The organism is Posidoniimonas corsicana (assembly GCF_007859765.1).
GTDB lineage: Bacteria > Planctomycetota > Planctomycetia > Pirellulales > Lacipirellulaceae > Posidoniimonas > Posidoniimonas corsicana.
The window spans coordinates 727,015-746,021 of sequence record NZ_SIHJ01000001.1 but is presented as its reverse complement, the minus strand read 5'-3'; the positions used below and the strand labels follow the sequence as shown (position 1 = coordinate 746,021).

General features: G+C 67.7%; 14 protein-coding genes. 2 read left to right on the top strand and 12 right to left on the bottom strand.

Annotated features, from left to right (window positions below; genetic code table 11):
• Window positions 1–141: 141 nt before the first annotated feature.
• The 3 genes from KOR34_RS02695 to KOR34_RS02685 all read right to left on the bottom strand — a co-directional run bounded on the left by KOR34_RS02695 (window position 142) and on the right by KOR34_RS02685 (window position 3,186).
• A complete protein-coding gene (locus KOR34_RS02695) occupies window positions 142–1,152 on the bottom strand; it encodes a Gfo/Idh/MocA family protein (protein ID WP_146561993.1) in 1,011 nt (336 codons plus the stop codon).
• A gap of 134 nt (window positions 1,153–1,286) precedes the next feature.
• Window positions 1,287–2,537, bottom strand: a complete 1,251-nt coding sequence (locus KOR34_RS02690) for a formylglycine-generating enzyme family protein (RefSeq protein WP_197531083.1) — start codon at window positions 2,535–2,537, stop codon at window positions 1,287–1,289.
• A gap of 37 nt (window positions 2,538–2,574) precedes the next feature.
• A complete protein-coding gene (locus KOR34_RS02685) occupies window positions 2,575–3,186 on the bottom strand; it encodes a Maf family protein (RefSeq protein ID WP_146561989.1) in 612 nt (203 codons plus the stop codon).
• Between the two features lie 41 nt (window positions 3,187–3,227).
• On the opposite strand from KOR34_RS02685, the gene KOR34_RS02680 reads away from it, so the two are divergent.
• Complete coding sequence (locus KOR34_RS02680; protein ID WP_146561987.1) at window positions 3,228–3,911, top strand: RluA family pseudouridine synthase; 684 nt, start codon at window positions 3,228–3,230, stop codon at window positions 3,909–3,911.
• Between the two features lie 148 nt (window positions 3,912–4,059).
• On the top strand, window positions 4,060–5,445 hold the full coding sequence (locus tag KOR34_RS02675) for a serine/threonine-protein kinase (protein ID WP_146561985.1): 1,386 nt from the start codon (window positions 4,060–4,062) through the stop codon (window positions 5,443–5,445).
• Between the two features lie 21 nt (window positions 5,446–5,466).
• Here the strand turns inward: KOR34_RS02675 and KOR34_RS02670 are convergent, their stop codons facing one another.
• The 9 genes from KOR34_RS02670 to KOR34_RS02630 form a co-directional block, all read right to left on the bottom strand.
• Entirely contained in the window at window positions 5,467–6,906 is a 1,440-nt protein-coding gene (locus KOR34_RS02670; RefSeq protein ID WP_146561983.1) for a hypothetical protein, read from the bottom strand.
• Entirely contained in the window at window positions 6,903–9,161 is a 2,259-nt protein-coding gene (locus KOR34_RS02665) for an ABC transporter substrate-binding protein (RefSeq protein ID WP_197531082.1), read from the bottom strand. The genes KOR34_RS02670 and KOR34_RS02665 overlap by 4 nt, the downstream gene beginning before the upstream one ends.
• A gap of 7 nt (window positions 9,162–9,168) precedes the next feature.
• Window positions 9,169–12,462, bottom strand: a complete 3,294-nt coding sequence (locus KOR34_RS02660; RefSeq protein ID WP_146561979.1) for an outer membrane protein assembly factor BamB family protein — start codon at window positions 12,460–12,462, stop codon at window positions 9,169–9,171.
• Between the two features lie 44 nt (window positions 12,463–12,506).
• Window positions 12,507–13,010, bottom strand: coding sequence for an ExbD/TolR family protein (locus KOR34_RS02655; RefSeq protein ID WP_146561977.1), 504 nt, complete (start codon window positions 13,008–13,010; stop codon window positions 12,507–12,509).
• A 39-nt stretch (window positions 13,011–13,049) separates the two neighbouring features.
• Complete coding sequence (locus tag KOR34_RS02650) at window positions 13,050–13,550, bottom strand: ExbD/TolR family protein (protein WP_146561975.1); 501 nt, start codon at window positions 13,548–13,550, stop codon at window positions 13,050–13,052.
• A gap of 41 nt (window positions 13,551–13,591) precedes the next feature.
• Window positions 13,592–14,224 (bottom strand): MotA/TolQ/ExbB proton channel family protein, encoded by a 633-nt coding sequence (locus KOR34_RS02645; RefSeq protein WP_146561973.1) that lies wholly within the window; start codon window positions 14,222–14,224, stop codon window positions 13,592–13,594.
• A 55-nt stretch (window positions 14,225–14,279) separates the two neighbouring features.
• Window positions 14,280–15,158: a hypothetical protein gene (locus KOR34_RS02640; protein WP_146561971.1), complete on the bottom strand. Its 879-nt coding sequence runs from the start codon at window positions 15,156–15,158 to the stop codon at window positions 14,280–14,282.
• Window positions 15,159–15,171: 13 nt separating this feature from the next.
• Window positions 15,172–16,734 carry a prenyltransferase/squalene oxidase repeat-containing protein gene (locus KOR34_RS02635; RefSeq protein WP_197531081.1) on the bottom strand — a complete coding sequence of 521 codons (1,563 nt, stop codon included), beginning with the start codon at window positions 16,732–16,734 and terminating at the stop codon, window positions 15,172–15,174.
• A 708-nt stretch (window positions 16,735–17,442) separates the two neighbouring features.
• A complete protein-coding gene (locus KOR34_RS02630) occupies window positions 17,443–18,747 on the bottom strand; it encodes a Gfo/Idh/MocA family protein (protein ID WP_197531080.1) in 1,305 nt (434 codons plus the stop codon).
• Window positions 18,748–19,007 lie beyond the last annotated feature (260 nt).

The window sequence follows — 19,007 nt, the reverse complement described above, 5'->3', positions numbered from 1 at the left end:
GCGTCAGTCTAGGTGTCGCCTGCTCAGACTGTCAACGATGCCCCGGGTTTACCGCCGGTGGATCCGCCGTGCCCACCCGACCGACGGTAGCGGCAAGGTCAAATTACCGAATCCACGCCGTCCGGGCTTGCAACTCGGACCCTAGGAGAGCTCGATCCGGCGTCCCTCGCGGTGGCTGGTCTGCCCGGCGATCACCAGCGTGGCCGCCCGGTAGGCGTCCTCTAGGCCGGAGCTCTTGAGCACCAGGCTCGACACGGCGCGGTGGAACTGCATCAGCAGCTGCTCGCCGACCGGCCGCTCGGAGTCGAGCGACTCGGTGTGCTGACCGGCGTCGTCGAACCAGACGAGGCGATTGGGGAGGTCCAAGAACGCGATGCCCCGCTCGCACACCACCTGCAGCTCCGCCGGCCTGCGGAACGACGCCGCGTCGGACCACGCGCTCGAGACATAGCTGCCGCACGCGATCTGCGCCATCACGCCGCAACCCTCGCCCGGGCCGGGTCGGAAGCCGAGCGTCATCAGCGAGTAGTCGCCGCACGCCTCGGAGACCGACGGCGTGTGCGGGCCGGTCTCGTGGGCGGCGCCCGTGACGCTCTGCACTTCACGACCGGCAACGTAGCAGCACCAGTCGACCATCTCGACCAGCCGCCGCATGTTGGCGGGGCCGTCGCCGTCGTCGCCGCGGGAGGCGTAACGCTGGTTGCAGAAGATTAGGCGCGGCCGGCCGAGCCGGGTCGCCATGAGCTCCTGCAGACGCGTCGTGGCCGGCGCGAGACGCTTAGGGAATTCCGCCATGAAGGCGATGCCCGCGTTGGCCACCCGGTCCCGCAGGGTCGCGGCCTGCTGGGCCTCGAGGTTGACCGAAGCGCCGCAGTAAACGGCCTTGCCAAAGTCACAGGCGGCCAGGATCGGCAGCGCGCCGAACCAGCGGGCCGAAAGCAGCATTACCGCGTCGACGTCCTCGCAGGCGGCCAGCGCCCGGAAACCCTCCATCGGGCGGGCGCCAAGCTCGTTGGCGACCTGCTCGGCGCGGTGGGCGACCGGGTCGCAGACCGCCCGGACCTGGAACCGAGTGGACAACGCGTGCAGCGCGGGTTTGTGCCGCGTGGCCCAGGAGGGGCCGAGTCCAATGAGGCCGAGTCTGAACTTCAAGTGTTACCGTCCGCTGCCTGGCGTGCTGTGCACGGCTTCCTGCCGACCGCCCCGAATATAGCGAATGGCGGGCCGATTCCCCAACCTGAATTGGGGCTAAGCCCCCGCCGGCGGGCGGCGGCTCGCCCTCCGCGCTACTCCATCAGCTTGCGGACATCGGGGTCGGCAAGCTGCTTGACGACCTCGGGCAGCGTCGCGTCGATGGACTGCAGCTTGCCGCGGCCCTCGCGGACACGCTGCTCTACGTCACGCTGCAGGTCGGGGGAATCAAACTCCCACGCCACCGCCTTAACCTCTTCAGACATCGAATCCAACGGGCGGACCAGTCGGAAACCGATCCCCATCGACGGGTCATCGGTGAACCACCAGGGGCTGAGCGGGATGTTCGGGTCGGACGCCTTCCAGTCCTCGTCGACCGAGAGCAGCCGCGCTGCGAACGTGGCGTCGGCCGGCTCGGACTCGTAGAAGCCCCCCTTCGCGATCCGCGGGAACTGCTGCTCCGGCTTGCCGATCGCCTGCCGCCACGTGAGCGGCCCGTTGGACGCCGCCGACTTGTGGGGCACGTCGAGCACCCACTCGGCGGCGTTGCCAATCATGTCGTGCAGGCCGAACGCGTTGGCCGTCTTCTCGCCGACCGGGTGTGCGACGTAGTCGCTGTTCGCCTCGTACCACGCGGCGGCGTCGAGATCGCCGGCCGGGGCGTCGCCGTCGGCGCCAGCGCGGGCGGCGTGCTCCCACTCGGCCTCGCTCGGCAGCCGGTACGGCTCGCCGGTGAGCACGCTCAGCCACTTAGTGTACTGCCGGGCCGCGTAGGCGGTCATGGTCACGGCCGGCAGATTAGGGTCCTCGCCTGAGTAGTACGTGGTGGACGGATCGTAAAGCGCCGTGGGCGCCGTGATGCCGTCGACGGTTGTGGGCGTCGCATCGATGGCCGCCTTGAGGGCGGTGCGGCTGGCCAGCGCCTTCTCAAGCTTGGGGCTTCCGTCGTAGAGCAGGCCGCGGAGATAGGCGAGTTCGCCGAACGTGCTGTTGAGCGCCATGAACGGCTTGTACTGCGCCCAGGTGACCTCGGTGGTCGCCATCCAGTAGGGCGGAATCTTCACCTGAACGGGAGGCGACTGGCTGTTGGGCTCTGCTTCTGACGCGTCGCCCCGCGGTCCTAGCGTCACGACGCCGCCCGGGATGGGCGTCATCTTGAACTTTACCCCGGCGCCCGGGATGGATTGCTCGTAGGGAACCATGAAGCCGTGGTCGGTCTCGACGAAGGGACCGCTGGCGGGCTTCTCGGCGGAGATCCCAACTTTGCTCGTGGATTCTCCGTGGCTCAAGCCGGCGGCGAGAGTGAGTAGAACCAGCGGGCACACGCGGAGCGGCTTCGGAGACATAGACGGCCTTGAGGGGATTCTGGGGGAGGACCCACCATTATGGCTGCTCTGGAGACTCGTTCCAACCTGCATGTCGCCGCAGCATCTCGCGAACCTCGTCCATCGGCAGCCCGACGACGTTTGATTCGCTGCCAGCGATAATCCGCACAAACCCGAGCCCGTCCTGGTAGCCGAAGGCGCCCGCTTTGCCGCGCCAGGCGTCGCTGTCCAGGTAGTCTTCCAGCCAGTCATCGGTGAGGCTGTCCATCATTAGCACCGACTCGCTGTGCCAACACTCGGCCGGTTCGGGGGCGTCAGTCCCCCACAAGCAGACGCCGGTCAGCACGCGGTGCTCGGTTCCGCTGAGCGTGAGCAGGATGCGGCGGGCGTCGTCGCGGTCGGCCGGCTTGCCAAGCACCTGACCGTTGCACTCTGCGATCGTGTCCGCCGCCAACACCCACGCCGGCGGGTCCCCTTGGTCGGCGATCCGCCTGACGACATCCTCGGCCTTGCGTCGGGCCAGGTCGCACACCAAGCTGGTAGGGTCCGGCAGCCGCGGCGCGTCGGCCTCGGCCGAGTCGCACGGCGGGAAGAGGTTAAACTCGATGCCGGCGTCGGCCAGCAACTCGCGTCGGCGGGGCGATCCGCTCGCCAAGACTAATCGCTTCATGCTCTCAACTCACTAGACGCTAAGGTAAGTCACGCCGCGAAATGCAGGTACTGTACGAGGATAATCACCTGCTCGCGGTCGTAAAACCGCCGGGCGTCGCGACGATGGGAACGCCCCAGGGCGTCGAGACGCTTCTCGACCAGGCCAAGCAGTACCTGGCGCGGAAGTACCAGAAGACAGGCAATGTGTACCTGGGCGTCGTGAGCCGCCTGGACGCGCCGGTGACCGGCGTGGTGCTGATGGCCCGCACCTCCAAAGCCGCGTCCCGCCTGAGCGCCGCGTTCCGGGACCGGGAAGTGGGCAAGCAGTACCTGGCGCTGGTGGAGGGACGACCCGACCCCGAGCAAGCGCGGCTCGAGCACTTCCTCCGCAAGGACGAACGCCACCGGAAGGTCCACGTCACGAACAGCGGGGCCGAGGACGCCACCCGCGCCGAGCTGAGCTACGAAACGCTCGTCTGCCGCGGCGAGCACTCGCTCCTCCTGGTCAAGCCGGTGACCGGGCGGAAGCACCAGATCCGCGTTCAGCTGGCCAAGATCGGCTGCCCGATCGTCGGCGACCGCAAGTACGGCAGCCCGACCCCGCTGAAGCAGGGCATCCGGCTGCACGCCTGGCGGCTCGCGGTAGAGCACCCGGTGCGACGCGAGCCGCTGACGCTCAGGTGTCCCCTGCCCCGCACATGGCCCGAATGGGCCCAGCACGCGGCCGACAAGGCGGGTGAGTAGCAGCGACTGTGGGGGCGACGCGCAGATCCCTTCGAGAATCGTGCAATAATAAAGAAGCCTACTGGCGTATCGTATCCCGGTGCGTTGTTTCTGCCGGGGGAGCCTCGCACAGGGCTGGCCCCGCACTAGGTTAACCACTGAGGCGTTCTTGTCGAAGCCGCTAGGCCAGACACCGTTTGAGCAAGCCCTGCTGGCCAGCGGGCTGGTTCCCCCTGCGCAGATTGCCGAGGCCCGCGCGGAGCTGAACGGCTCGGTAGGCGACCAGGCGTTGGCGGCCAAGCTGGTTGAGCTCGAACTCCTCAACGAGTGGCAGGTCGACCAGCTGCGCGAGGGACGCACCAAATTCACGCTAGGCCAGTACGCGATCATCGATACGGTCGCCAAGGGCGGCATGGGCCACGTGTTCAAGGGCGAGCATCAGCTGCTCGGGCGCGTCGAGGCGATTAAGGTGCTGCCGCGGAGCAAGAGCCGCCCCGACGCGATCGCCAGCTTCAGGCAAGAGATTCGCGCCCAGGCCCAGCTCAACCACCCGAACCTGGTGAGGGTGTCGTACGCCGACCGCGATGGGGACACCTACTTTCTGGTTACCGAGTTCGTGCCGGGCGTCGACCTCCGGCGGCTTGTCCGCCGCACCGGGCCGCTGCCGCCCGACGCCGCGGCGTGGGTGGTGCTGCAGGCGGCGCAGGGGTTGGAGTTCGCCCACCGCCGTGGCATCGTCCACCGGGATGTGAAGCCCGGCAACCTGCTGGTCACCCCGGATGGGGACGTCAAGCTCGCCGACCTCGGGTTGGCGTGGTACCTGAACCACGAGGTGCCGACCGACCCCGGCGGACGGAAGAAGGTGGTGGGCACGTGTGACTACCTTGCGCCGGAGTCGATCTCCGACCCCACGCGGATCATCCCGGTGAGCGACCTCTACTCGCTGGGCTGCACGCTCTACTACGCGGTGACCGGCAAGGTGCCCTACCCCGGCGGCAATGCGGTGGAAAAGATGCGGCGGTGCCTGCGCGAGCCGCCGCTCCCCCCGCAGAGCATCCAGCATGACCTGCCCGACACGGTGGTCGAGGTGATCGCGCTGCTGATGGACAAGAACCCCGAGACCCGGGTGCCGTCCGCTTCGGTCGCCATCGAACTGCTCCGGCCGCTGCTGCAGGAGGGGTCGCGCGAGCGGGTGTGCGAGAGCATCCGGGCTTACGACCGGGTGATGAGCGAGCGGGGCCGCACCGACCGGTCCGGCGCGCACGCGGCGACGAACCTCATCAGCGAGACCCTTACCGATTCCGACTCGCACCCGTACTCAGAGCCCGGCGACCCGGCGAGCGACATGACGCCCGACGCCCAACAGACCAGCGGCGCCCTCAGCACCACGGGCGAGGTTCCGATCGCGAGCGAGACCCCCACGCCGATCCATCCGCCGTTGGCGCCGCCGCCACCCGCCCAGCCGCTGGACGTGGCGGTGTGGGCCGTGGCGGGGCTCGCGCTGCTTGGCACACTGGGCATCGCCGCCGCGGGGCTGCTGAAGATCCTCGGCTAGCGGCCGACGCCGGGCGTAGGATCAGCCCTCGTTCTTCCGCGCGTTGGCCAGGCGGCTTTTTACGCCCTGGATCTCGCTCGGATTCAGGAACGCCGCGAGCACGCTTCTGGTGTCGGCGAAGATCCGGTCGATCCGCTTCTGGATCATGGGCACGTCCGACGTGCTGGACTGCTCGAGGTTGCGCAGCTGGCGGTCGAAGATCGCCCGGGCGGGCAGCCGCTCGAGGTCGGTGATTAGGCGGACGGCCTGGTCGTAGTTCTTGGCCTCGATCGCCGCGTCGATGCGCGCAATCAGGATTTTGCGCTGCGCGACCAGGTCGATCAGGTCCTCGCGGAGGATGCCCAGCTTTGCCTCGGCGTTGAGCCGCGTGGTCTCGTCGAGGAGCGGAACGTCCATCTCGTCTACTGAGCCGGGCGCCACCGGCACCTTGGCGACCAGCTGCGACCCGCTCTTGATGTAAGCCATGAGGATGGGCGCCTCGCCCGGCTCGATCACCAGCCGACCATCGGGCCCGGTGGCGCCGGCGGGCTCTCGCTCCGCATCCTCACCGTCCTGGATGAACACTTGGTAGCCGACCAGGGCTCGTGCAGGGTCCGCCTTCGCGTGCGCACGCAGCGTGATCGGCGCCGACCTGCGGGGCAGCCGGACGGCGAGCCGTTCGACCCGACCCCGTCGGCGTGAGGGAAGCGGGCGTCGCGTGTGGCTGACAAACTTGGCGGTCGGGTTGTCGCCGGCCTCGCCCACCAGCAGGTAGGTCCACGGGACGTCACGGATCCCCTCGGCCGTGGCGGCGCCGTCCCGGTCGAGCTGCCGGAGCACCGGCTGCAGGATGTCGTCGGGGCGGATCCAGTCGGGCGCCCCGCGGCGCTGCGGCAGCTGGTCGCCGCGGAACGCTAGCTCGATCAGGTTGGGGTCGCCTTGGGAGATGCTAAACTCGGCCAGTGGCGAGAACGCTTGGCACGCTAGGCGGAATACGGCCTCCGGCGCCTGGGAGAGGGTCGCGACCTCGGCCTCGACCGGTCGTCCCCAACGCATGAGGATGGCGTCGTACTCGGCGACACGGGCCCAGACGCCGCGGGGCGTCTCGCGGATCTGGGCGACTAGCAGCTTGTCGGCGCCCTCGATGCCTTCAACCAGCGCCTCGCGGGCGGCGGCCTGTCCGTCGATCGCGTCCGCGACCAGCCGGGTCTCCGCTGGCGAGGCCGCCGCGATGTGCATGTCCCAGAGGGCGCCGATCGACGCGTCGGCGCGCTCGTTGACGTGGGTGTCGACGTCGGCGGCAACCTCTTGGTCGCCGGCGGTCACCGACTCCACCGCTACAAGCATTTGAATCTCGTAGGGGGAGAGACGCCACGTGCTGCTCTGAGCCGTGGCGTGGCTACTGGCGAGAAGCGTCGCGACGAACGCCGCAACCGACGCCAGGTGGAGTGCTTGCTGGATTACGCGTTGAGTCCGTGTCATAGCTGCCAGCCCTCCAAGGTTTGGTAGAGCGACACACAGCTCTCGGTTGGGCCCTTCAGGTCGCGGCGGTAGGCGTAGAAATTGACCGTCTGCCACAGCGGCAGCACCGGCAGGTCGCCGGCCGCCAGGGCGTGCACGCCCCGCAACGCCTCGCCGACCTCCACCCAGTTGCGGGCGTCGTCGAGGCGTTTAAGCGCCGCCACCATGGGATCGCTGCAGCGTCCGGCGACGCCCTCGGGACCCAGCAGAGTCACCGCGTCGACCAGCGGCTCCCACACCGCCAGCTCTGCGTAGCGTAGGTCAAAGTCTGGCTCGTCCGACAGCAGCTCTACCTCGCTGAGTTCCACCACCTCGATGGGCACACCGGCCGCCTTGAGCTGCATCTGGATCGACTGGCAGGCGGTGCGCGCCACCGGGTCGCTGTTGTGCGCTAGGCGGAGCGTGGGGAACGGGCGGTCGGCCGGGTCTTCCTTGCCGTGCTCGGCCCGCTGCGCCTGCGACCACGACAGCGCGGAGAGCAGCGCTCCCAGGCGGGGGTCGTAGGGGCGGGGCTCGACGCCGTCGTTGTAGCCGTAGCGGATTGGGTCGCTGAGCGACACGCCGGCGGGGAACGGGCCGCTGACCACCTGGAACCCGAGCTCCGAGCGGCCTCCCAGGATCAGCTCGTTGAGGATCTTCTCGCGATTGATTGCGTACAGCATCGCCCGCCGCAGCGGGCGGGCGTCGAGCAGCGGGTTGCGGTGAGTGGGGATCAGGACGTGGACCGTGGGCAGCTCGTACTTGCCAACGGCCAGCGACCGATCTCGGCGGACCGCCGCCAGCTGCCACGGCATCAGCCGGTCGATCAGCTTGACGTCGCCTCGCGACAACGCGGTTAGCGCTTCGCCGTCGTCGGCCAAGTACCGCTCTTCGAGTTCGGCGATCGGTGCGTCGGGGTCGCTGCAGATAAACTGGCTCAAGCCGTCGGTGGATTCGCCAACGGTGAATGAGACGCGTGGCGGCGCGATCCCGGCCTCTCGCAGCGACGACAGCCTCAGCATCGCGTCCGGCCTCACGTGCGGGCGCTGGAGTTCCAGCGTGAGCGAGCCCGTGAGCTGATCTACCGCCACCGACGAGACCAACGAAGGCAGAGGCGCCACGGCCTGGCTTCCACCGGGCGTAGACGCCCGCAGCAGCCAGCGGGCCAGCTCGTACGGTGTCTGCTTGGCCCGCTCCTCCGTGAACCCGAAGTGCAGCGCGGCGCCGCTGTCGTCCAGCGAGACCCGGCCCACCGGGCAGGTGTAGACCCCGCCCTCAGGGCTGTAGCCGCTCAGCTCTGTTATCGTCCGCCGCGCGACCCGGCCCGCCCGCAGCGATGCGGTTGAGTCGATCCGCGGTTCTAGGTCTCGCGGCGCCATGGTGCGGACGCCGACCGACATCGTGGGGTACTTCTCGGTCACCCTGCGCAGCAGCTCGTTGGCGAGCGGGTGATCGGGCAGGATCGCGAGCGCGTCGAAGGCGGCGTCACGGGCCTGCCGGTAGTCGCCATCACGGAGCGACCCGGCGCCCTCGCGGACCCGATCGGTGGCGTTCTGCTTGAACCTTGCACGCCAGCTCGAGACGACCTGCAGGTCGGCGTCGCGGAACTGCTTCTCCACCACGTCGAGCACGTCGCGCGCTGCACGCAGGTTGTTTGCGCCCACGTAGTCCTGGATGATCCTGTTGGCGACCGTGTCGACCGCGCGGCCGATGCCGCCGGCCTGAGGGTTGCGGTCATACAGGCTCAGCAGGATGGCGAGGGCCTGGTCGTACTCCTTCTTCTGGAACGCGTCGAGCGCGTTCGCCTGCAGGTACTGGGCGGTCGCCTGCTCTAGCCCTGGCAGGTTCTTGTAGTTCTTGTTCAGGAACGCGAAGTAGTCGAACGCGTCATTGAACTTCTTCTGCTTGGTCAGCTGGCTGGCCTCGGAGATCAGCATCTGCTCGTAGAGCCGCACGTCCTGGATATCGGACCAGGAGATCTCGTAGTCCTTGGTCGGTTGGTCGAGCAGCCGGACCACCAGCCGCCCTCCCGGGAAGGGGCGGGGGACTCGCCGGCCTGGGAGTTCCAGTGGAGCGACCTCCAGTGTTTTGCCGCCTGCTGATTGCTTGAGGACGACCTGGTCGAACGGGCGGCGGTCGACCACCCGCTGCGCATCGTCCTGTGCGACCGCCGCGGGGGCGGCGGCGAGCAACAGAATGCAGGCGATAAGCGTCAGGTTGGCGGTGCGGAGGTGCAAAGCGGACTCACGGCTGTGGGACAATAACCAGGGCGCCATCCGGCGTGGCGAGCGCGACGTCGCCGCCGAATAGCGCCGGACCGGCGGCGAGCCGCTGGCCGACGTCGAGGCCTCCGGTTGAGGCGCCGTCGGCAAGACTGAGCCGCGTCAACGACCCGGAACGCGTCGCCAGGATTGCGGCGCCGTCGCTAGCAGCGGGCGCACCGACCAGGTCGGACGCCGTGACCGTGGTCCGCCAGGCCGGCTGGCTGGGGTCCGTGGCGCGGATGCAGAGGAGTTCATCACCCGCGGTCGCGACCAGCACGCTCTGATCGTCTACCGCGTACGGGCCCCACAACACGGCCGCCCCGGGGTCGACCACGCCGGCCTCCTCGAGCGAGTCGGTTGCAAGGGCGGTGACCCGGCCGTTGGCCCGCGGAACAAACGCCAGCCCGCCGGCGACCGCGATGCGGCCCTGCGCGGCGTCGGGCCCGGCGGCCTCAACGCGGTGGATTTCTTCTAGCCGGGCGGCGCCGTCATCGACCAGCTCGAGCGCGGTGATCGAACGGTCGTCGGCGATCACGATCCGCCGGCCGTCGACGCCCGGCGTCTGCCAGTGGACCCGCTCTCCCGGCTTGAGGATCGGTTGATACGGGGCGGCCAGTGGCTGGCCGGTTTCGCCGCTGAGGCAATGGACCTGCCCCATGGCGAGCGGCACCACCCAGCCGGCGCCGATCGCGGCGGGCTCGCACGCCACCTGGCCGGGGAGCGCGTAGCTAGGGCTGCCGTTGCGGCCGGCGTGAGCTGCGCGGCCATCGGTGGCGTCCCAGTAGACGGCCGACCCGTCGGATTGACCGCTAGCCAACTCGAAGACTGGTGCGGCGTCGGTCGCGTCGGATTTCGCCGGCGTGGCGACGGCGAAGCGGGCGGGCGCTGAATCGATGCGGAACACGCTTCCGGCCGCGGTCGCGTGCAGCAGCCCGTTGGATCCGGCCCGCGAGACCGGAGCTCCCGCCGGCGGCGCCGCGAGATCGGTCTCCCAGTAAGACTTGCCGCTCCGCAGGTCCGTGGCGCCGATCGACACGCCAGGACGCCCGGGGCGTTTGCGGGCGTGAATCAGCGCGCCGTCCTGGATGATGAGCGGGGAGACGAATGTGTCACGGCGGAACGGGTCCGCGACGTCCCGCACCGGCAGTCGGTTGCCGCTGGGCGAGATGGAGTAGCGGAACAGGCCCACCTCGGCGAGCCAGAGCTCCCCGTCGTGCACGCCCGCGTAGCGTGGCCCGCGGCGCATTCGCGTCGGTTGACGAGAGGCGAGCAGCACGATTGGCTGTGCGTCGTCCTCGGCCGAGACTTCGAACACATCGACGTGCCCGGTGTCGGTCGCGACCGCCACGCGGCGGGCGAAGGTGATCGGCGGCTCGGTGACGAGGCCGCTGATCCGCTGCGTCTGCAGCCGCCGGTCGATCGATCGCCGCTCGTCGACCCCCAGCACGTGAAGGGTGGAGGTCTCGGCGCCGTCGTTCTCGAGCACGAGAACACGGCCCTGCAGGGCGATTGGCGCCGTGGCGATGCTGCCCTTGGCGTGCCCCAGGTAGAACACGCCCAGGCAGGACAGGTCCTTGGCAGACAGGCTGTATAGGCTGGAGTGATCGCCCGCCAGGTAGATGGCCTGGTTCTCGGCGTCGTACGCGGGGGGAGTGCGGAGCGGCTGTGCGAACTGGACGTATCCGGCCGAGTCGCCCGACTCGGCATCCACCACGAAGAGCTTTCCGGACGCGCCGGGCGTGAGCAGGCGGCCTTCGACCAACGCCGGCTGGGAGAGATCATCGCCTAGCGGCGTGCGCCACACGAGCTCGCCGTCCGCCGCCCGCAATCGCACCAGCTCCTGCCGGCGGGAGTCGACCGCCACCACGTCGTCGCCGATCCGCAGCGGCGCGCCAAGGTTTGGCGCGGCGCCGACGTACCTGCGCCACAGGAGCGCGCCGTCGGCTGCCGAAACGCCGTACAACCCGCCTGCTAGACGCAGCACCGCCACCCCTGTGGCGGGCGCGGCGGCCTCAACGCGGGGCGTGGCGACCGCCAGCTCGGCGATCACCGGCGACTCGGCCTCGGCGTCGAGGCCGGCCTGCGGCTCTTGGACGAGCTTCACCAAAGACTCTTCGGCTTCGGCGGCGGCGGCCACCGCTTCTACGACGCGTTCGTCCTGTGCGAGCTGCGGGTACTGCTTGATGAACGCGGTGTGGGCGGCGTACGCCTGCTTGGGGTCGCCGTCGGCGGTGGCCTGGCTCATCGCCCCGAGCGTGGACTCGAGGCTCTCAAGGGCCGTCTGCCGCAGCCTGATCCGATCGAGCACCTCCCGCACCGCGTTGAGCTGTCCCTTGTCGCGCAGGTTGCCCGGGATGAGCTTCGCGTTCTGGCAGAGCACCAGCGCCTGCTCGGTCAGCCCGACGTACTTCTGCATCTGGTCGATGGTGGTCGCTTGATCGGCCTCCTGCGAGAGCTGCTCGGCGATCTCCGGCAGCAGCGCAGCCAGTTCCGCCTGGGCCTCCTTGTAGGCCTCCTGGTCCTCGATGATGTCGGTCTCTTCCTTGGCGACCTGCAGCGCGTCCTCAAAGTCGCGTTTGACGTCGGTCACCAGGCGGATCCGCGCGGTTCCCAGCCGCACACGCGCCAGCGGCGCGTCCTCGCCGTTGGGGTGTTTTTCGAGGTACTCCTCGAAGTCGGCGATCGCCTGGGGGTAGGACCCCTGGTCGTAGGCCTCTTGGGCGTTCTTGAAGCGTTCTTCGGCAGACTCGTAGCCGAGCAGGTAGAGGATGGCGCCGCCGATCAACAGCATCAGCACCAGGCCGCCGGTCCCGATCAGGATCAGCGGCGAGTCCCACTCGTTCTGGCCCTTGGCCTTCTTCTTCCCCTTCTTTTTCTTGCTCTTGGACTTCTTGTCGCCGCTGTCCCCGTCGGTGATCGTCTCGGTCAGGCCCCCGCCCGTCAGGCCGCCGCCGTCATCGCCGTAGGCGGACATGCCGACGCCGCTCAGGCTGGGGAGGTCCGGCAGCCCGCCCGAAGCGGCCGCCGCGCTGTCATCGTCGTCGTCGAGCCGCTGGCTCTCGAGGATGGCGCTCTCCTCGGGCGTGAGGATCGCCTTGAGGGCGCGTTTGGCCTGGGCGGCGGTGAGGTGGCCCTTGTCCACCAGGAACTTGGCCACCGCGCGGGGCGACGGCACGTCGCTCTTGTCCGCGAGCTTCTGCTCGAGCTTCTTGAGCACCGACCGCGAGACGACGTCACGCTTGGCCAGCTCTTTGAGTAGTCTTTCTGTGTCCATATCCGGTTATCGCTTCTTGCGTTACGCGAGGCGTTGGGTGCGGGTCAGAGGTCGCCCTCTTCGTACATCATGATGCGGACCTCGGGCATCTGCACGTCGGCGCCGGCGTCCAGGGCGGCGATCGCAAACTCGTACAGCGACTCCGAGTGCGCCTGCACCAGCATCTTGGTCGGCCCCTTGCCCATCCGGCCTCCCTCGCCGTTGCGGGCCTCGCGGACCTTGCTCCGCATCTCCTGCACGCTGGGCGCCTTCTGTTCGTCGGTCCACAGCGGGCTGCCGACCCAGTAGACGTTGTCCTCATCGATGCGGATCACGATCGAGTCCTTCTCCAGGTCATCGATGGTCTGCGTGGCGGCCGCCTGCTCTTCGTTCACCGGAGGCACCTCCAGCGCCTTCTGCAGGGCGAATGCCGCGGTAATCATGAAGAAAATCAAGAGCAGGAACGTGACGTCGACCATCGGGGTCATGTCCAGCTCGTCGTCGATGCGCTTCGCCTTCTCCTCCCCTTCTTCGACCATGTGTTCCAGGTCGTCTTCGATGTCACTCATGCCGTCGGCTCGCTACTAGTTTGTCAACGCGATGGGGCGTTACTGCACTTCCAGGATCGCCAGGTGGATCTTCACGCCCTCGACCTGCGAGATCGCCTTGATCAGGCCGTCCACGTCACGATAACGGATGCTCTTGTCGCCCTTGATCACGACGTCGGTCTTGGTCTCGGCGAAGCCCGCCTCAACGGCGTCCTTGACCTCGTCCCGCCGCTGGGCCGGGTCGTCGGGGAGCCGCGCGGATTCAATCTTTCCATCGGCCTGGTAGACCGGGGCGGTGTCCAGTCCGCCGTCGCCGATGGTGAACACCGTGGAGGTGAGCTGGCTGACGGGGCTGCCGCTCTTGGCCTCGGGCAGCTCGATCGATGTCTGCTTGTCAGGCGTCGACGCGACCAGGAAAAAGATCAGCAGCAGGAACGTGATGTCGATCATCGGCGTGATGTCCATCTCGTCGTCGACGTCTTTACGCTTGCGGCGCAGCGACGCCCCGGCGGCGACGTCGTCCAGCTCTTCCTGCGGTTCTGTCGGGGTGGCAGTGCTCATCGGGCCCCGGGGGCGGTGGTGGATTGAAAGTTTGGGTCGCGCTAGCCGCGTCCGACCACGGACCGCATGTCGTCGATCAGGCGGGCGAGGCCAACGGAAACCAGGTCCTCCATCTTGCGGATCTGGATGTTGATGCTCGCGCTGCCCAGCACCAGCGGCACCGCGATCGCGAGTCCCATGGCGGTCGTGATCAGCGCGAACATGATGTCCTCGGCCATCTTGCCGGTGTCGACCTGGGCGCCGGAGCTGAGGTTGCTGAACGCGCCCATCATGCCGATAACCGTGCCGAACAGCCCGATCATCGGCGCGCTCTTGCTGACCGTGCTGACCCAGCTCAGCCGGTGCTCGATGTCCGCCAGCACGTCCTGCTGGAACCGCTCGACCAGCCGCCGCTGCAGGCGGTTCATGCCCACCTTGCGGTTCTCGATGGCGTACAGCGCCAGCTGGGGCATGGCGCGGCGGTCGTCGTCGCACAGCTCGGCCGCGACATCGAACTTGCCCCCGTTGAGCGGCGGCTCGAGCTCCTCGAAGAACTCGTTCTGTTCCGACTCGTTGCGGAAGCGGGTCTGGCTGACACGCCGCCAAGTAAGGATCAGGCAGAACGCCCCCCACAACGCCAAAAGCGCCATCGCGGTGTAGACCACGTAGCCAATCAGGGTGAACAGGATCGCCATTGCTGGTTTCTCGGTTTCCGGTAGGTGTCTTGCCCGCCAGGCGGACCGTCATGTGTTAGTAGTAGAGCTGCTCTTCCAGCTCCCAGGTAAACTCGTTGCCGTCCCGCACCACGCGGAACACGCTCCGCTGAACCTGGTCGAGCGACGTCTTGCCGGCCTTCTGCATCGCCTGGTTCTCCAGCCCCAGCAGGTACCCCGCGGACTCGTTCGGCCAGAACTGAATGATGATGTTCCCCCGGTTCGCAATCCCCGCCCGCTGCACGAGCGCCCGGTCGAGCCCCTCGAACGCGGTGCCGTTGGAGAGGAAGCTCACACGGTTCTCTGGGTTCTTGGCGGGGTCGGCGCTGCGCGTCGTCGGGCTGCCGGCGGTGAAATTGGACGCGTAGTACACCGTGTTGTTGCGCTGGTCGAGCACGGCGAGTTCTACCTTCCAAAAGTCGAGGAAGCGGGCGTACTCGTTGCGGTCGGCGGGTTCGAACCGGATCTCCCGCTGCGGCTCATTGACCGGGGGCCCGTCTCCTCCCACGCCCGCCTGCCGAGAGTCGCCGAACCCGCTTCCCTTGCCGACCTCGGAATCGGAATCGACCGCGTCGTCCGCCAGCAGGGCCGACTTGGTCGACAGGTCCGATAGCGCAGTCAGCGTGTCCTGCAGCTGCGGCTCGGTCAGCTCAGGGGCGTCCTCGATGCCGGGCGGCTCGATGTCTTCTTTCAGACCCATCGCCGCGTCGGCCGGCCGGCTGGCGGGGTTCACCGGCAGCAGGAACGGCGGCACGTTGCGGCGGTTCAGGTGGTTGGCGTACCAGATGATCACCAGCGCCCCCACCCCCACCCCGACCATCACCAACAGGGCGATCAACAGGCTCGACCCGCGGTCGTACGAGTTGACGCTCAGGCGATAGCCCTGGTCGTTCGGGTTGTGGTCGGCGGCAGGCATCGACGCCCGGGGGTTAGTTCAAGTTGATCGCGGCGTCGGGGCGGACCGACAGGTACCAGCTCTTCCACCGCTCGATCACGTCGCGCAGCTGCTGGTCATTGTAATTGTCGGGCAGCCCGTAGCCCTCGAAGCGGCGGCTGACGAACCGCAGGCCGTCGCGGGCCTCGCGGACCACCCGCTTGTCCGGGTCGGTCAGGGCGAAGATCAGCGTGGGGGCGTAGTCCAGGTCGCCGCTGCGGCCCAGGGCCCTGACCGCCAGCACGCGGGCGGCGGGCGCGCCGCCGCGGGCGATCTGCTCGAACCGGCGGCCGTTCTGATCATTGATCTCGCCGACCAGCGCCGTGGGGTCGTTGACCATGGCGTCCAACGCGGCGCCCTCCTCGTCGCTCAGCATGTTGATCAGGTCGTCCACCTGGGTGGCCGCCTGCTGGGCGACAATCTGCCCGCGGCTGAGCTTGATTGAGTCCAGCCGGGCCGGAAGCCCTCGCCCGCTGACCAGCGTGCCGACGCCCAGGCCCCGGCGGATGCTCTTGAGGGTCGAACGCTGCAGGAACAGGATGGCGAACGCCGTGTCGACGCTGTCGCCGCACTGCCCCTTCCAGGAGCCCTCCGGCGCCTGGTTCTGCTTGAGCCACTCGTAGCCCTTGTTGTACCACTCCGGCTCGTCGGGAGCGTCGCCGGTCAGCTGTCCGAAGAAGCTCTTGTACCGCTCAAGCGAGTACATGTAGTAGAGCTGGTAGCGGCGGATCGCCACCTCGTAGTTCTTGGTCATGTAGGCGTCGCCGTCGCGGATGGTCTCGAACAACTCATTCCGCGGCAGGTCACCCACGCTCAGTGGCGGCGCTTTGCGGCGTTCGCGTTCGCCGGCTTCGCGGAGCGCGTCGGGCACATCTTCGGCCGTGTTGGTCTCGGCCCCCGGCTCTAGCAGGCCGAATAGGTCGGCCGCGATCAGCACGCTGCCCATGGCGGCCGCGCCGATCGAGATGGTCATCTCCGACTTGTCCTGCGGCTCGCGCTCGCCGAGCGGCGCCAGCTCGCCCTTGTAGGCCCAGCCGCCCTCTGGGTCCTGCGTGCGGATCAGCCAGTCGGCCATCCGGCGGGCAGTGTCCTCGTCGGGCCGGTAGCCGTTGCGGTGCGCTTCCCACAGGGCGAGCGCGCCGTATTGGGTTTGCGAGGTGTCGCCGATCTGCTCGTTGGTGTAGCCCCAGGCGCCGTGGGCCTTCTGGCGGGCGGCCAGGGCGTTGAGGTAGTGGCGGATCATGTCCGCCTGGCCCCGTGCGTCGTACTCGCACAGGAAGATAATAGCCATGCCGCAGCTGTAGATCGTGATGCTGTTGCCCTGGTCGCCCGCCTGCATCGACTGGCGGCACGCCTGAACGGCTTCCTTCACCCGCGGGTGATCGGGCTGGTCCGACTTGACGTAGGCCAAGGCGATGACGCACTTGCCGCCGAGCCGCGAGTCGCTGTTCTTATCCAGATACTCCAGGCCCTTACTGATCAGGGCCTTTACTTCAGGGCTCTCGGGCGTGTAAGCCCGGGCGGGCGCGGCCGACAGAACCACCGCAAGCAGCGTCAATGCTGCTAACAATACGGTTCGGGGGCGTGTGTCCTTCATCGCGCGTAGCAATATTCTAAGGCGGGGACGGTCCCATTAGGTGGGAGAGTCCGCGGAGAGCGATCTAACGGTGCTGCCCCGGACTACGAGCGAGCGGTGTTCCAAGCCGCACGCCCAAGGACCGAACCCTCATGGTAGTTGGCTCTTACGGCGAAAGTCAACTAGCGGGGCCGAAAACAGGGCGGTGGGACCTAAAGCCAGTTGGCTGCCCTTACAATGAAGCTCCCGTACTGGGGCCGGCCGGTCCGTGCCGGAAGCCACCGACTTAAGGCCCCGCGTTCGGCTGCGACTACGCATGATCGATGTATCCGTCCGGGGGCGGCGCAACCTTGAACGTCAGTTCACGCATCGGCGCCTGCCACCGCCTCCACGGCTTCGGCGCAGGTCTCTCAGCAGGGTGGCGGTCGATGGGCGGTGCGCATCGAGAGCTCCACGGCACTGTTTCGCGCATGGCGAGAGCGTAGGAGAAATCCCACAATTGAAGGCACCCCTATCTATCGCACATCGCTCTTGGCAGGCCGGGCTCAAGAGGCGGTTGGCTGACGCAGAGAGACCCGTCGGACCAGTAATCCTCGATTGAGCACGAAAGTCGACGCAAGACCTGCCTCGAAGCCGACCGACGCGTGGGGACCTCTGGTTAGCTGGCGCAATAGACGCCGCTAACGCGCGTCAGGCGTCAATCTCGTAGCCCGCTCGTGAGGGCCGGGCGATGAAGCTGTTGGCAAGCGGGTCGTCGACGAAGCTCTGCTTTACGGGATCGAAGGTCACACGCTTGCCGAGTCGTAGCGCCACGTTGATTGCGTGGCACACGTTGAGGTTGTGACGGTTCGTGTCGACGCCAGAGATCGGCGTCGCGCGGGATTTGAGGCATGCCAGGAAGTTCTTCACGTGCTTCTCAACAACGAACTCGTGACCCTGGTCGGTCAGTTGAGCCCCGCCGTTCTCGAGGCCGGAATACATCCCATCCAGCTCTTCCAGCGGCAAGCCGGTTTCGGCGAGCTGTTCCACCGGCTTGCCAACCAGCTTACCGCGGTTCACGAGGTAGCGGCCCTGGTCCCCCTCGAACAGGATCGCGTTGTCGACGCCCACCGCGTCGGACGAGTCGACGACGTCCAGTTCGACCCCATTTGCGAATCGCACCCGCGCGTGGAACTCTGTCGCGACATTAAAGCGGTCGTCCTCAGTGGGGCGCCCGTCCTCAAGCGGGATCGGGTGCACCACGCGCAGCGGTTCTACCTCGTACGACATCTCCGATGCGATCGAGTCACCCAACGCCCACAACGCGATATCAACGTGATGGGCGCCCCAGTCGGTGATCTTCCCCCCGCCGTACTCGTACCACCAGCGGAAGTGCACGTGCCCCCGGCTGTACGGATACTGAGAGCCGTAACCGGACTCGGGAAGCGTTAGACTCGCCCGGTAATCCACGGCCGGTGTTGGTCCGAGCCAGCGGTCCCAGTTCATGCCGGCGGGAGCCGATTGCTTGGGCAGCGGGTCGCAAACCGGACTGCCGCCGATCGCGCAGGTGACTCGACGGGGACGGCCCACCCGCCCATCGCGCAGCAGCGCGGCGGCGAGTTGGAACTGACGCGCCGAGCGTTGGTGGGCGCCCACCTGGACAACTCGTCCGGTCTCCTTGACAGCGTCGGCGATCAGGCGCCCTTCGTCGATCGTCAGGGTGAGCGGCTTCTCGCAGTAGACGTCCTTCCCGGCGTGCATCGCTTCGATCGCGATCTTCACATGCCAGTGGTCCGGTGTCGCGATCGCGATCGCGTCGATGTCGTCTCGATCAATTATTCGCCGGTAGTCGTCGCAGGTGGTGGGCGCAGCATTCTGTCCGCTGCCGGAGAGCGACTGGAGCCGCTGGACACCGAGCGCTAGCTGGCTGGGGTCGACGTCGCAGATTGCGGCGATGTCCGCATTTGGGAAGAACGCGCCCGCCAGCGTCTGGAACCGGATGCCCGTACCGATCATTCCAAGTACCGGCCGATCGAGCGCGTCCGCTCGTTCGTTCGATCTCGCAAACCGCGGACCGATGGCTGCGATGGCGCATGCCGACCCGTATTTCAGCACATCTCGTCGGGTGGGGCCGTTCATAGCAACGCTGCTCCTGGAGTGGTAGCAAGTTTCAATGCTGTTCGGGACGAACCTGCGATTCGTCGTACTCGTGTATCTGCCGCTAAGCACGCGCCGGCGACGCGGGTCAGGCCCGATCTCGAACGAGCAAGGCCGGG

What these genes read in the sequence shown, in the direction of transcription:
- KOR34_RS02690 (WP_197531083.1), bottom strand. Translation starts at nt 2,537, where the DNA reads ATGTCTCCGAAGCCGCTCCGCGTGTGCCCGCTGGTTCTACTCACTCTC.
- KOR34_RS02685 (WP_146561989.1), bottom strand. Translation starts at nt 3,186, where the DNA reads ATGAAGCGATTAGTCTTGGCGAGCGGATCGCCCCGCCGACGCGAGTTG.
- KOR34_RS02680 (WP_146561987.1), top strand. Translation starts at nt 3,228, where the DNA reads ATGCAGGTACTGTACGAGGATAATCACCTGCTCGCGGTCGTAAAACCG.
- KOR34_RS02670 (WP_146561983.1), bottom strand. Translation starts at nt 6,906, where the DNA reads ATGACACGGACTCAACGCGTAATCCAGCAAGCACTCCACCTGGCGTCG.
- KOR34_RS02660 (WP_146561979.1), bottom strand. Translation starts at nt 12,462, where the DNA reads ATGGACACAGAAAGACTACTCAAAGAGCTGGCCAAGCGTGACGTCGTC.
- KOR34_RS02655 (WP_146561977.1), bottom strand. Translation starts at nt 13,010, where the DNA reads ATGAGTGACATCGAAGACGACCTGGAACACATGGTCGAAGAAGGGGAG.
- KOR34_RS02650 (WP_146561975.1), bottom strand. Translation starts at nt 13,550, where the DNA reads ATGAGCACTGCCACCCCGACAGAACCGCAGGAAGAGCTGGACGACGTC.
- KOR34_RS02645 (WP_146561973.1), bottom strand. Translation starts at nt 14,224, where the DNA reads ATGGCGATCCTGTTCACCCTGATTGGCTACGTGGTCTACACCGCGATG.
- KOR34_RS02640 (WP_146561971.1), bottom strand. Translation starts at nt 15,158, where the DNA reads ATGCCTGCCGCCGACCACAACCCGAACGACCAGGGCTATCGCCTGAGC.
- KOR34_RS02630 (WP_197531080.1), bottom strand. Translation starts at nt 18,747, where the DNA reads ATGATCGGTACGGGCATCCGGTTCCAGACGCTGGCGGGCGCGTTCTTC.